Below are 13,679 nucleotides of genomic sequence, written 5' to 3'. Positions count from 1 at the left end.
CATACCGAACCCGGAAGCTAAGCCCTTCAGCGCCGATGGTACTGCCCTGGAGACGGGGTGGGAGAGTAGGACGCCGCCGGACACCCTTCACCGAAGGCCCACCCCACACGGGGTGGGCCTTCGGCATGTGTGCCGAGCTCGTTCTCTGACTCGAGTCCGTGCTGCGCGATGTGCCCCGTGGCGTCGCCGCTGACCTCCTCGACCCTGGGCCGGCGCAACGTGCTGACGGTGGGCGATCTCTGGGAGGATGGAGAGCGTGTCCGGGCTGACGGGCGGCCGAGGTGGGACGAGGTCGGACGATCGTGACGTGCTGTGGGTGACGACATCTTCAGGAGAGGCGATTTCTGGTGAACGACAGACCGCGTGGAGCAGACGAGGGTCGTGCGAACCGTGACCGGCCGGCGTCGGGCGCAGAGCGGGGGGTACGTGCGTCCCGTTCTCCGCGCGACGCACGGGGCCGCGATGCGGGCTCGGGCAAGGACCGCCGCGCCGAGCGAGGGCACTCGGCACGAGCCGGCGCCGGTCGTGACCGGGAGCAGCGTCCGTCGGCACCTCGCCCTCCGGCCGGGCCGGCGGTGCCTGACGACGTCGAGTTCTCCCAGCTCGACCGTGCTGCCCGCGGTCGTCTGCGGACGCTCAGCAAGGAGACCGCCATGCTGGTGGGCAAGCACCTCGTGATGGCGGGCCGGCTGATCGACGACGACCCGGAGCTGGCCTACGAGCACGCGCAGGCCGCCGTGCACCGCGCGGGCCGTGTCGACGTCGTCCGGGAGGCGGCTGGACTGACCGCGTACCGCACCGGTCGGTATGCCGAGGCGCTCCGCGAGCTGCGCACCGTGCGTCGCCTCAACGGCTCGTCGGAGCACCTGCCGATCATGGCGGACTGCGAACGCGGCCTGGGCCGGCCCGAGCGAGCGATCAGCCTCGCCGCGTCCGACGAGGCCCGCACCCTGGACGACGCCGCGCGTACCGAGCTGGCGATCGTCGTCAGTGGTGCGCGGCTGGACCTCGGGGAGATCGATGCCGCGCTGGCGGCGCTGGACCACGTCCCCGTCGCGGGCCGGTCAGGCGCCCTCGGGGCACGCGTGATCCAGGCCAGGGCCGCGATCCTGGAGGCGGCGGGGCGGGACGAGGAGGCCGCGGAGCTCCTTGCGCGGCTCGACCCGACACTGCTCGGTGACGGGCTCGACGATCCGGGCGAGGACGTCGTGGTGTACGACCTCGCCGAGGAGGTCGAGGACGTCGAGGGCTCCGAACCCGCCGACGAGAGCACTGCCGGACCGGGCCCGACCCAGGGCTCGCGTTGAGCGAGCCGTCCGTCGCCGGGCTGCTCTCGTGCGACGTGCCGCTCGCGACGGCCTACGACCTCGCGCTCGTCGACCTCGACGGTGTCGCCTATCGCGGTCACGACCCGATCCCGCACGCGGCCGAGGGCCTCTCCGCTGCGCGCGAGCTGGGGATGAGGCTCGTCTTCGTGACCAACAACGCCTCGCGTGAGCCCAGCTCCGTCGCTGCACAGCTCTCGCAGCTGGACATCCCGACCCGTACGGACGAGGTCATGACGGCGGCACAGGCCGCGGCCGCGCTGCTGAGCACCCGGCTCGAGGTCGGGGCCAAGGTGCTCGTGGTCGGGGGAGCCGGGCTGGTCACCGCCGTGCGCGAGGCGGGCTTCGTCGTCGTCCGGTCCGCGGACGACGAGCCGGAGGCCGTCGCCCAGGGCTTCGCGCCCGAGCTGGGATGGGAGCAGCTCGCAGAGGCCGCGTACGCCGTGCAACGGGGTGCGTGGCACGTCGCGAGCAACCTGGACCGGACGCTGCCCACGGCGCGCGGCTTCGCGCCGGGCAACGGGTCGCTCGTCGAGGTGGTCCGCGCGGCGACCGGGGTCGAGCCGTCGAGCGCGGGCAAGCCGTCGCCGACGATGTACCGCCTCGCCGTCGATCGGGTCGGCGCCCGCGCTCCCCTCGTGATCGGGGATCGGCTCGACACCGACCTCGCGGGCGCCCGCTCGGGCGGCTATGCCGGCCTGCACGTGCTCACGGGCGTGAGCACCGCGCGAGATGCGATCGCGGCGGAGCCGCGCCTGCGCCCGCACTACCTGGGCGAGGACCTCCGCTGCCTGCTCGAGCCGCACCCTGCGGTCCGCCCCGATGGCGACGGATGGTGGACGAGCGGTGGGAGCGCGGCACGTGCGGCCGACGGTGGGCTCGAGCTCCGCGACAGCGGGAGCGCGACGATCGACACGGTCCGGGCTGCGGCTGCGGCCGCGTGGGCCGCGGCGGACCGGGGCGACCCGGTCGATCATGCTCGTCTGCCCGAGATTCCTGTGGGCAGACACTGACGTCGGCAGTGGGTCGTGCGCTCGCCGGCACCGGGCGACGGTACGGTGGGCCCGGCAGCACGACCTGATCGGTTCCAGCGGAGCAGGAGGTACCCATGACCGACGCACCTGAGCTCGTAGGCGGTGGGGAGCCCGGCGCGCGGTCCGGTCTCGACGACGTGCTCACCGGCCTGGCGACGTTGGAGGACCTGCCGACCGTCGAGCACGTCCGCGTGCTCGAGGCGGTCCACGACGCGCTGGTCCGCGAGCTGGCGCGTACGGAGGACTGAGGGTGGTCGAACGCGTGGGGACGCGGGTCGACAGCGAGCTCGTGCGTCGCGGGCTCGCGCGCTCCCGACGGCACGCCGCGGAGCTGGTCGCGGCCGGACGGGTGCTGCAGGCCGGTGCGCCGGTGCCGAAGGCGTCCACGACGGTCGCGTCGTCGAGCGAGCTCACCGTCGTCACGGACGACCTCGACCCCTTGTACGCCTCCCGTGCCGGGTTCAAGCTGGCCGGTGTGCTCGACGCGCTGTCGACGGACGCGTCGGCGGGCCCGGTGGGTCCGGACCCGCGGGGAGCGCGGTGCCTCGACCTCGGCGCGTCGACCGGTGGGTTCACGGACGTGCTCCTGCGACGTGGCGCGGCCGTGGTCGTCGCGATCGACGTGGGCCACGACCAGCTGCGGCGGCCGCTGCGCGACGACCCCCGCGTCGTCGTCCGGGAAGGCGTCAACGTGCGCGACCTGACGCCGCAGGACGTGGGACCGGCACCCGATCTCGTCGTGGCCGACCTGTCGTTCATCTCTCTCGCGATGGTGCTGCCGGCGGTCGCCGGAGTGGTGCGGCCCGGCGCGGACCTGCTGCTGCTCGTCAAGCCGCAGTTCGAGGTGGGTCGTGAGCGGCTCGGGCGCGGGGGCGTCGTGCGGGACCCGGAGCTGCACGCGGAGGTCGTGCTCTCGGTCGCGAAGCACGCGCAGCTCGCGGGACTGCGACCCGTCGCCGCCGTGCCGAGCACGCTGCCGGGCCCGAGCGGGAACCGTGAGTACTTCTGGTGGCTGCGTGCGGACGGTGATCGGCCCGTGCCGGAGCGCGCGCTCGCGCACGCCGCCCGCGAGGTGGTGGCACGGCGGGACGTCCGAGGAGCCGACGGCTTGGCGGACGTGACCCGGGTCGCCGCGAACGGAGCGTTCGAGGCACGCCCGCCGACGAGCGACCTGCCCGACGAGACTTCTGGAGGAGACCTGTGACACGCCGTGTCCTCATCGTCACCCACGGTGGACGCCCGGAGGCCGTCGTCGCACTCCGCGAAGCGGTGCAGGAGCTCGAGGACGCCGGGTTCTCGGTCGCCCTGCACGACGACGACCTGGCCGAGACCTTCGGCGACCACATGGCCCTCACCCGCGCGCGCGAAGGCGTCGCCCAGTCCGAGGTCGTCATGGTCCTGGGGGGCGACGGCACCATCCTGCGTGCGGCGGAGCTGACGCACGGCACCCGGGTGCCGCTGCTCGGCGTGAACCTGGGCCACGTGGGATTCCTCGCGGAGAGCGAGCGGGAAGACCTGCACGGGGCGGTCGCGCGCCTCGCAGCAGGAGACTACGAGGTCGAGGAGCGCACCGTCATCGACGTCCGCGTCCACCTGCCGGGGCAGCCCGAGCCGGTGGTCGGCTGGGCGCTGAACGAGGCGACGGTCGAGAAGGCCGAGCGTGAGCGCATGATCGAGGTGGCGATCGGCGTCGACGGTCGCGGCCTGTCGTCCTTCGGGTGCGACGGTGTCGTGACGGCCACGCCCACGGGGTCCACGGCGCACGCGTTCTCCGCCGGCGGCCCGGTGATGTGGCCGGAGGTCGACGCCGTGCTCGTGGTCCCGCTCGCCGCCCACGCGCTGTTCGCCCGGCCTCTCGTCGTCGGGCCGCGCTCGACCGTGACGGTCGACGTGCTCGCGAGATCGGCCTCGTCCGGTGTCCTGACGTGCGACGGTCGCCGTCGCATCGACCTCCCGGCGGGCTCGCGGGTCGAGGTGCGCCGCGGCGCCAGCCCGCTGCGCCTCGCGCGTCTGAGCACCGCGCCCTTCACGGACAGGCTCGTGTCCAAGTTCTCGCTCCCCGTCGTCGGGTGGCGCGAGAGCGCGGACCGCCGGGCCTGGGGTGGCCGGACGGACGCGGTCGCCGAGAACGTTCCTGGTCCGCACGGCAACAGGGAGGAGTGAGCGTGCTCGAGGAGATCGCGATCGAGAACCTGGGCGTGATCCGGTCGGCCCGGGTGCCGCTCGGGCCCGGCCTGACCGTCATCACCGGGGAGACCGGCGCCGGCAAGACGATGGTCCTGACGGGGCTCGGGCTGCTCATGGGCGGAAAGGCGGACCCCGCGACGGTCCGACCGGGCGCGAGGACGGCCGTCGTCGAGGGCCGGGTCCGGGTGGCGGACCGGCCGCGGGTCCTGCGTCGGGTGGACGAGGCGGGGGGCGAGGTGGACGACGACGGCAGCGTCGTCGTGCTGCGGACGGTGGCTGCCGAGGGTCGTTCGCGCGCTCACCTCGGTGGCCGTGGTGTCCCGCAGACCGTCCTGGCGGAGATCGCGGACGAGATCGTGACCGTGCACGGCCAGTCCGACCAGCTGCGCCTGCGCACGGCGGCGAAGCAGCGGGAGGCGCTCGACGCGTCCGCGGGGGCGGAGCACCAGCAGCTGCTCGACGCCTACCGTTCCGGCTGGACGGAGCGCGCCGCGCTGCAGGTCGAGATCGACGACATCGAGGCGCGTGCGGCCGAACGCTCGCGGGAGGCAGAGCTGCTGCGTCTCGGGCTCGCCGAGGTCGAGCGGGTCGACCCGCAACCGGGTGAGGACACCGAGCTCACGTCGCTCGTGGCGCGGCTGAGCAACGTCGAGGAGCTGCGCGTGGCCGCGCAGCTCGCGCACGACGCGGTCGCGGGCGACGAGACGGGGGAGACCGAGACCGGCGAGCCGGCGGTCGGGTCGGTCGAACGTGCTCGCCGTTCGCTCGAGTCCGCGACGCACGCCGACCCGTCGCTCGCGCGTCAGGTCGAGCGCCTCCACGAGGTGGGCTACGTGCTGGCGGACGTCGCGACCGATCTCTCGGGGTACGTCGAGGACCTCGCTGCGGACCCGGCGGGCCTCGAGACCGCGCACGCGCGGCTCGCGGAGCTCGGGACCCTCACGCGCAGCTACGGCTCGACGATCGACGAGGTCCTGGCCTGGGCGAGCGACGCCGGCCTCCGCCTGCTGGCCCTGGACGACGGCGGCGAGAGGTTGCGGGCCGCGACGGCGCAGCGCGACGAGCTCGACGAGCTCCTCCGGGGGCTGGCCGGCCGGATCTCGGCCTCGCGCGCCGAGGCCGCGATGCGGCTGCAGGCGGCCGTCACCGCCGAGCTGCGCGGTCTGGCGATGGGTGGCGCGAGCCTCGTGGTCGACGTCGCGCGCGCCGCCGAGCCCGGTCCCTGGGGCGCGGACGCGGTGTCCTTCTCGCTGATCCCGCACCCGGGGGCTCCCGCACGTCCGCTGGGCAAGGGCGCGTCCGGCGGTGAGCTCTCGAGGGTCATGCTCGCGATCGAGGTCGCGCTCGCGACGGACACCGCACGTGCGGACGTGGGGACGGCGGTCCTGCCGACGTTCGTGTTCGACGAGGTCGACGCCGGCGTGGGCGGACGCGCCGCCGTCGAGGTGGGTCGCCGTCTCGCGTCCCTCGGGCGCGTCGCACAGGTCCTGGTGGTGACGCACCTGGCGCAGGTGGCGGCGTTCGCGGACGCGCAGCTCGTCGTGACGAAGTCCACGGACGACGGGGCCTCGGCCGACGACGGCGCGGACGCCCCGCCGGTGGTCACGGTCACGGGGGTCCACGAGGTCACGGGGGAGGACAGGATCACGGAGCTCGCGCGGATGCTGTCGGGCCAGGAGGACTCGGACGTCGCGCGTCGGCACGCGGTCGAGCTTCTGGAGTCCTCGGTCGTGGGAGCATAGGTCACGATGAGACGAACTCTGCGTAGATCCACCGTGCCCGACGCGGGGCCCGGCACGCTCGGGCCCGCGCGGATCGACGCGCGCACCAAGGCTCTGACGAAGCGGTTGCGCCCGGGCGACGTCGCGGTGATCGACCACGTCGACATCGACCGGGTCGCGGCCGACGCGCTCGTCGCCGCGCGTCCGTCCGCCGTGCTGAACGCCGCCCGGTCGATCTCGGGTCGCTACCCGAACCTCGGCCCGGAGATCCTGGTCGAGGCGGACATCGTCCTCGTCGACGACCTCGGTCCGGCGGTCATGGCGATACCGGACGGGAGCGTGGTCCGGCTGGACGACGACGGCTCGATCCTCGTGGGAGACCACCTCGTGGCCCAGGGCGACCGCCAGACGGCCGAGTCCATCCGCGGCAGCCTCGAGCTGGCCCGCGCGAACCTCTCCGTCGAGATCGAGTCCTTCGCCGCGAACACGATGGACTACCTCCGGCGCGAGCGTGACCTGCTGCTCGACGGGGTGGGCGTCCCCGACATCAAGACGGTCATCGAGGGACGTCAGGTCCTCATCGTCGTCCGCGGGTACCACTACCGTGAGGACCTCGCGACGTTGCGGCCGTACATCACGGAGTACCGTCCGGTGCTCATCGGTGTCGACGGCGGTGCCGACGCCATCATCGACGCGGGCTGGAAGCCGGACATGATCGTCGGCGACATGGACTCGGTCTCCGACCGTGCCCTGTCGAGCGGCGCCGAGATCGTCGTCCACGCCTACCGCGACGGCAAGGCGCCGGGGCGTGAGCGGGTCGAGGAGCTGGGCGTGGAGCCCGTCGTGTTCCCTGCGACCGGGACGAGCGAGGACATCGCGATGCTGCTCGCCGACGACAAGGGCGCAGAGGTGATCGTCGCCGTGGGCACGCACGCGACCCTCGTCGAGTTCCTCGACAAGGGTCGTGCCGGGATGGCGAGCACGTTCCTCACCCGACTGCGCGTGGGCGGCAAGCTCGTCGACGCGAAGGGCGTGTCCCGGCTCTACCGGCACCGCATCTCGAACCTCCAGCTCTGGTTGCTGTCGCTCGCGGGGTTGCTCGCCGTCGTCGCCGCGCTCTGGTCGACTGCCGCCGGGCAGACCTTCTTCGGTCTCGTGGGCGCGCAGATCGACGACCTCACCTCGTGGGTGGGGGCTCTGTTCGGCGGCAGCTGACCCGAGCACCACCCCGACATCGCACGCCGACACATCGAAGGACACCGCCGTACAGTGATCGACTTCAGGTACCACATCGTCTCGTTGATCTCGGTCTTCCTCGCGCTCGCCGTCGGGATCATCCTGGGGGCCGGACCGCTCCAGGGGGCGATCGGCGACCAGCTCACCGGCCAGGTCGAGCAGCTGCGCACCGAGCGGAACGACCTGCGGGACGAGCTCGACCAGGCCAACCTGACGCTGGACGACGACGCGCGCTACATCGAGGCGGTCGGTCCGCAGCTCGTCGCCGGTGCGCTCGAGGAACGTCGTGTCGCGATCGTCGACCTGGACGGTGCGGACACCGACCGGGACGAGGACGTCGCGTCGATGCTCGAGGCCTCGGGCGCGGAGGTCGTGGCGCACGTCCGGCTCACCGAGTCCTGGACGAGCGCCGACGACGAGAGCGCCCGGGAGACCGTCGCCGACGGGCTGGGCGACAAGCTCGGCGACGTCGCCGAGGACTCGACGCCGGACCAGCGGCTCGCGCGCGCGCTGGCGATGTCGCTCACCGGAGCGTCCGACGACGACCCCGACGCGCGCAGCGAGGGCGCGACGGAGCTCGAGGCGCTGCTCGAGCGCTTCGCCCTCGTCGACCTGGTCAGCGAGCAGACGGTGCCGGCCGACGCGGTGGTGCTCCTCGGGGGCCCCGCACCCGAGGAGGCGGTCTCGTCCGGCTCCGCGGACGACGAGGGGGCTGCTCCGGACGAGCAGACGCTCGACATCGAGGTGGCGGTCGCCGTGGCCGCGCAGGACGTCTCCGAGGCCGCGCTGGTCGTGGGCCCCACCGCCGAGGGCGAGGACCTCGTGTCCCGGATCCGTGGGACCGAGGAGCTGGCGCAGCAGCTGTCGACGGTCAGCGGTGTCGAGGCCGAGGCCGGGCAGATCAACGTCCCGCTCGCCCTGGCCGCGCGGGTGACGGGCGAGGTCGGCCAGTTCGGGTTCGAGGAGTCCGCGAGCGCGGTGCTGCCGCCCGCGGTCGACCTGCCGCCGGTCGAGCGCGGCGCCGACGACGGGTCGGCGAGCGGCGAGGCTCCCGGCGACGCGGGCGAGGGCTCGGCGTCGGGCACGGGCACCGAGGAGGGCTGAGCCGTGGGGCGTCCGATCCGCGCTCTCGCCGGTGCCGCACTGGCCGGTGCCGTCACCGTGGGCACGCGCCGCGTGCTGGACGGGCGCCCGCCCGGAGGCACGGAGCGGTGGGTCCGGACGAACCATCGCGGTGAGCCCATCAGCCTGCTGGAGGGTCCCTCGGTCGCGGCCGGGCTGGCCGCGGGTGCGCTGGTCGGGGGTCGGGACGTGCGCACCCGTGCAGCCGCGGCGCTCGCCACCGTGGGTGCGGGCACGTTCGGTCTGGTCGACGACCTCGCGGAGGACGCGTCGACGCGGACCAAGGGCCTGCGAGGTCACCTCGGCGCGCTCGCGCACGGCACGGTGACCACGGGTGGGCTCAAGGTGCTGGGGATCGGCGGGACGTCGCTGGTGGCGGCGGCGGTGGGCACGCGTCGCACCGGCTCCGCGCTCGCGCATCTCGTGGACGTGGGGGTCAACGGCGCGCTCGTGGCCGGGTCGGCGAACCTGATGAACCTGCTCGACCTGCGGCCCGGCCGCGCCCTCAAGGCAGCCGTCCTCGTGTCGGCGCCGTGGCTCGTCTCCTCGGACGGTCCGACGAGCGCCGTCGTGCTCGGGACCGTTGCGGCGGTCGCGCCGGGCGACCTCGCGGAGCGCGACATGCTGGGCGACTCGGGAGCGAACGCCCTGGGGGCGCTGGTCGGTGCGCAGGTCGCGTTCACCGCGCCGCGCGCCGCACGGTGGCTCGCGCTCCTCGGCGTGGTGGGCCTGACGTTCGCGAGCGAGAAGGTCAGCTTCTCGCGGGTGATCGAGGGCAACGACGTGCTGCGACGCGTCGACTCGTGGGGCCGCCGCCCGCGGGAGGACGACCCGGGCGAGCGCGCTTGAGCCTCGACGGGGCCCCAGGTGCCGAGCCCACGGAGCCGTCCGGGAACCCCGCGCCGGCCGCACCGGGTCGCCCGAGGGGCAGGCTGCGCGGGATGACGCAGACGCTCGCGGGCGCAGCGGCGATGATCACGGTCGTCACGATCGCGAGCCGGCTGGTCGGTTTCGCACGTTCCCTCGTGCTGTCGTCGACCCTCGGCACGAACGGTGTGGGGACGGCGTACTCGTCGGCCAACGTGCTCCCGAACGTGCTCTTCGAGGTCGCGGCCGGCGGGGCACTGGCCGGGGCGGTGGTGCCGCTGCTGGCCGGGCCGATCGCGCGGCGCGCACGTGGCGACGTCTCACGCATCGCGTCCGCGGTGCTCGGTTGGACGCTGCTCGTGCTGGTGCCGATCGGTGCGCTGCTCGCGCTGCTCGCGGGTCCGATCGCCGCGGTCCTCATGGCGACGCATCCGGAGCTGGTCGACGTCACGACGACGTTCGTGCGCGTGTTCGCGGTGCAGATCCCGCTGTACGGGGTGGCGGTCGTCCTCGGCGGCATCCTCCAGGCCCACCGACGGTTCTTCTGGCAGGCGTTCTCCCCGCTCCTGTCGAGCCTGGCCGTGATCGTCGTCTACCTCGTCTTCGTCGGGCTGGCCGACGGGAACCAGGCCGACGTCGCGCAGCTGTCCGGTCAGGCGATCGCCTGGCTCGGCTGGGGCACGACGCTGGGCGTCGCAGTCCTCGCGATCCCGCTCGTCGGTCCGGTCCTGCGGACCGGGACCCGCCTGCGACCGACGCTCCGGTTCCCGAACGGCGAGGGCGTGCGTGCGCGCAACCTCGCGCTCGCCGGCGTGGGTGCGCTCGTGGCGCAGCAGCTCTCCGTGCTCGCCGCGATGGGGGCCGCACTGAGGTTCGGGCCGCAGGAGACGTTCCCGACGTACACGTTCGTGCAGCAGGTCTACCTGCTGCCCTACGCGGTCCTCGCGTTCCCGCTCGCGACGAGCGCGTTCCCACGGCTCGCGGAGCACGTCGCGAACGCGCGCACGGACGCGTTCCGTCGTCTGCTCGCCTCGACCACGCGCGCGCTGCTCGTCGTGTCGGGGCTCGGCGTGGCGGCCCTCGTCGCGGCGGCAGGGCCGGTCGAGGTCGTGTTCGAGGCCGTCGCGCGCACGTCGGTCGCCGGCCTCGGTGCGGGGGTGACCTGGATGGCCCCCGGGATCGTGGGATTCGCGCTGATCCTGCACCTGTCGCGTGCCCTGTACACGATCGACCACCAGCGCGTCGCGGTCGCCGTGACGGTCGCGGGCTGGTCGGTCGTCGCCACCGCCGCGTTCGTGCTGCCGGTCGTGACCGGCGTGCGGGACCAGGTCGGCGTGCTGTCGATGCTCGGGCTCGCCACGACTCTCGGCATGGCCGTCGCCGGTGCGGGGCTCCTCCTGGGCGTGCGGCGGGTCGCGGGCGCCGAGGCGACGCGCGGCGTGGCGCGGACGCTCCTGGTGGTGGCCGCAGGAACCGTGGCCGGGTCGGTGCTCGGAGCCGTCCTGTCGCGGGCGCTGCTGCCCGACGACGCGGGCTGGCCCGCAGCGGTCGGCGTCGGGGTGCTCAGCGCCGTCGTCGCGGGCGTCGTCGTGTGCGGGGTGTCGCTGGTGGGCGACCGGTCGGCCCTCCTCGGGATCGTCCGTCGGCGCAGCTCGTCCGGCTGACCCGGGCCCGGGACGCGCCCGGGTCCGAGGCGGAGATCCGGGCCGTCCGTCCGCACGTGGCGAGACGCACGTCGCGGCCCGCGTGCCGACGTCGGGCCCGCTGATAGGATCGAGTTCCGTGGCAGACCTCCTGAACCGGCCCTCTTCCCGACTCAACGCCTCGGGCGCTCGTTCCGAGCACCGCACCGCGCACGTCTTCGTCACCGGCGGCGTCGCCTCCTCGCTCGGCAAGGGCCTGACCGCCTCGAGCCTCGGTCGTCTGCTCCGGTCCCGCGGCCTGCGTGTCACCATGCAGAAGCTCGACCCCTACCTCAACGTGGATCCCGGGACGATGAACCCGTTCCAGCACGGTGAGGTCTTCGTCACGGAGGACGGTGCCGAGACGGACCTCGACATCGGCCACTACGAGCGCTTCCTCGACGTGGCCCTCGAGTCGTCCGCGAACGTCACGACCGGCCAGGTCTACTCCCAGGTCATCGCGCGCGAGCGACGCGGCGAGTACCTCGGCGACACGGTCCAGGTCATCCCGCACATCACGGACGAGATCAAGTCCCGGATGCGCGCCCAGGCCGGCGAGGACGTCGACGTCATCATCACCGAGGTCGGCGGCACGGTCGGCGACATCGAGTCCCAGCCGTTCCTCGAGGCCGCGCGCCAGGTGCGCCACGAGCTCGGTCGCGACGACGTGTTCTTCCTCCACGTCTCGCTGGTGCCGTACATCGGCCCGTCGGGCGAGCTCAAGACCAAGCCGACGCAGCACTCCGTCGCGGCGCTGCGGTCGATCGGCATCCAGCCCGACGCGATCGTCCTGCGCGCGGACCGCGTGGTCCCCGACCCGGTGAAGCGCAAGATCGCGCTCATGTGCGACGTCGACAACGAGGCCGTCGTCAACGCGGTCGACGCGCCGAGCATCTACGACATCCCGCGCGTGCTGCACTCCGAGGGGCTGGACGCGTACGTCGTGCGGCGTCTCGGCCTGCCGTTCCACGACGTCGAGTGGGACGGCTGGAGCCAGCTCCTCGAGCGCGTCCACGAACCCGCCCACCGGGTCGAGATCGCGCTCGTCGGCAAGTACATCGACCTGCCCGACGCCTACCTCTCCGTCACCGAGGCGCTGCGCGCGGGCGGCTTCGCGAACGACGCGAAGGTCACGATCCGCTGGGTCGCGTCCGACGAGTGCCAGACGCGCGCCGGGGCGGACGACGCGCTGCACGGCGTCGACGGGGTGCTCGTGCCCGGCGGGTTCGGTGTGCGCGGCATCGAGGGCAAGCTCGGCGCGCTGCGGTGGGCGCGCGAGAACAAGGTCCCGACGCTCGGCATCTGCCTCGGTCTGCAGTCGATGGTCATCGAGTACGCGCGCAACGTGCTGGGGATCGAGGACGCGTCCTCGACGGAGTTCGACCCGGACACCGCGAACCCCGTGATCGCGACCATGGAGGAGCAGCTCGCGATCGTCGGCGGCGAGGGCGACCTCGGCGGGACGATGCGGCTCGGCTCCTACGAGGCGGCGCTCACGCCGGGCTCGGTCGTCGCGTCGACGTACGGCTCCGAGCGCGTGTCGGAGCGGCACCGGCACCGCTACGAGGTGAACAACTCGTTCCGCGAGCGGCTCGAGGAGGCGGGACTCGTGGTCTGCGGGACCTCCCCCGACTCGTCGCTCGTCGAGTTCGTCGAGCTGCCGGCCGACGTGCACCCCTACTACGTGAGCACGCAGGCGCACCCGGAGTTCAAGTCGCGTCCGACCCGTGCCCACCCGCTGTTCGCGGGGCTCGTCGCCGCGGCGCTCGCCGAGCAGAGCGACTGATGGGCAGCGCGGGGTCCCCGGAGCAGACGCCGCTCGTCGACGCGGCGGCGCCGCGTCCCGTCACGGCGACGGGAGTGGTGCACGCGGGTCGGATCTTCGACCTGCGGTCCGACGACGTCGACCTCGGCGCGGGCGGGCAGGTCACACGCGAGTACCTGGACCACCCGGGCGCGGTCGCGGTCGTCGTCCTGGACGAGGACGAGCGGGTCCTGCTGTTGCGGCAGTACCGTCACCCGGTGCGCCGCGAGCTGTGGGAGCCCCCCGCCGGTCTGCTCGACGTCGACGGCGAGGACGCCCGCACCGCTGCGGCGCGCGAGCTCGCCGAGGAGACGGACCTGCGCGCAGACCGGTGGGACGTCCTCGTCGACTACTACACGACGCCGGGCGGCTCGAACGAGGCCCTGCGGGTGTTCCTCGCGCGCGACCTGTCCCCCGTCCCCGAGGACGAGCGGCACGCACGTGAGGCCGAGGAGCTCGACATGGAGCTGCGGTGGGTCTCGCTCGAGGACGCGGTCGCCGCCGTGCTCGCGGGCGAGGTCCACAACCCGTCGGCCGTGGTCGGGCTCCTCGCCGCGGCGGCCTCGCGCGCGGGCGGGTGGGCGTCGTTGCGACCCGCCGACGCGCCGTGGCCCGAGCGCCGCGGCGGCTGACCCGGCGCAGAGCGTCGACGGGACGTCCGTCCGGGCGACGTGGGACTCGTCTCGGGTAGCGTCGTCTCG

12 protein-coding genes and 1 rRNA gene are annotated in these 13,679 nt (G+C 73.7%); all 13 read left to right on the top strand.

All coding sequences use genetic code 11. The features are described from left to right. Positions 1–82, top strand: a 5S ribosomal RNA gene (rrf, locus tag IF651_RS18325); the annotation flags it as partial. Between the two features lie 493 nt (positions 83–575). After that, the gene (locus tag IF651_RS02940) at positions 576–1,307 is read left to right on the top strand and encodes a tetratricopeptide repeat protein (protein WP_338403724.1); all 732 of its coding nucleotides are present in this window, start codon (positions 576–578) and stop codon (positions 1,305–1,307) included. Continuing rightward, a complete protein-coding gene (locus IF651_RS02935; protein WP_191827535.1) occupies positions 1,304–2,338 on the top strand; it encodes an HAD-IIA family hydrolase in 1,035 nt (344 codons plus the stop codon). Before IF651_RS02940 ends, IF651_RS02935 begins: the two co-directional genes overlap by 4 nt. Before the next feature lie 95 nt (positions 2,339–2,433). Beyond that, entirely contained in the window at positions 2,434–2,607 is a 174-nt protein-coding gene (locus IF651_RS02930; RefSeq protein WP_191827534.1) for a hypothetical protein, read from the top strand. A gap of 2 nt (positions 2,608–2,609) precedes the next feature. After that, positions 2,610–3,563, top strand: coding sequence for a TlyA family RNA methyltransferase (locus IF651_RS02925; RefSeq protein ID WP_338403723.1), 954 nt, complete (start codon positions 2,610–2,612; stop codon positions 3,561–3,563). After that, positions 3,560–4,522 carry an NAD kinase gene (locus IF651_RS02920; protein ID WP_191827533.1) on the top strand — a complete coding sequence of 321 codons (963 nt, stop codon included), beginning with the start codon at positions 3,560–3,562 and terminating at the stop codon, positions 4,520–4,522. The genes IF651_RS02925 and IF651_RS02920 overlap by 4 nt, the downstream gene beginning before the upstream one ends. 2 nt (positions 4,523–4,524) lie before the next feature. Then, the gene (gene recN, locus IF651_RS02915; protein ID WP_191827532.1) at positions 4,525–6,288 is read left to right on the top strand and encodes a DNA repair protein RecN; all 1,764 of its coding nucleotides are present in this window, start codon (positions 4,525–4,527) and stop codon (positions 6,286–6,288) included. Positions 6,289–6,294: 6 nt separating this feature from the next. Further along, positions 6,295–7,482, top strand: a complete 1,188-nt coding sequence (gene steA / locus IF651_RS02910; RefSeq protein WP_191827531.1) for a putative cytokinetic ring protein SteA — start codon at positions 6,295–6,297, stop codon at positions 7,480–7,482. Between the two features lie 54 nt (positions 7,483–7,536). Continuing rightward, complete coding sequence (locus IF651_RS02905; protein ID WP_191827530.1) at positions 7,537–8,607, top strand: copper transporter; 1,071 nt, start codon at positions 7,537–7,539, stop codon at positions 8,605–8,607. A 3-nt stretch (positions 8,608–8,610) separates the two neighbouring features. Continuing rightward, a complete protein-coding gene (locus IF651_RS02900; RefSeq protein WP_338403722.1) occupies positions 8,611–9,474 on the top strand; it encodes a hypothetical protein in 864 nt (287 codons plus the stop codon). A 92-nt stretch (positions 9,475–9,566) separates the two neighbouring features. Beyond that, positions 9,567–11,156 (top strand): murein biosynthesis integral membrane protein MurJ, encoded by a 1,590-nt coding sequence (gene murJ, locus IF651_RS02895; protein ID WP_191827529.1) that lies wholly within the window; start codon positions 9,567–9,569, stop codon positions 11,154–11,156. Between the two features lie 130 nt (positions 11,157–11,286). After that, the gene (locus tag IF651_RS02890; RefSeq protein ID WP_194719841.1) at positions 11,287–12,960 is read left to right on the top strand and encodes a CTP synthase; all 1,674 of its coding nucleotides are present in this window, start codon (positions 11,287–11,289) and stop codon (positions 12,958–12,960) included. Then, the gene (locus tag IF651_RS02885) at positions 12,960–13,610 is read left to right on the top strand and encodes an NUDIX domain-containing protein (protein ID WP_191827527.1); all 651 of its coding nucleotides are present in this window, start codon (positions 12,960–12,962) and stop codon (positions 13,608–13,610) included. Before IF651_RS02890 ends, IF651_RS02885 begins: the two co-directional genes overlap by 1 nt. The last annotated feature ends 69 nt before the right edge of the window (positions 13,611–13,679 follow it).

The organism is Cellulosimicrobium arenosum (assembly GCF_014837295.1).
In the GTDB taxonomy this organism is placed as follows: domain Bacteria; phylum Actinomycetota; class Actinomycetes; order Actinomycetales; family Cellulomonadaceae; genus Cellulosimicrobium; species Cellulosimicrobium arenosum.
This window is presented reverse-complemented; position numbering and strand designations above follow the sequence as displayed.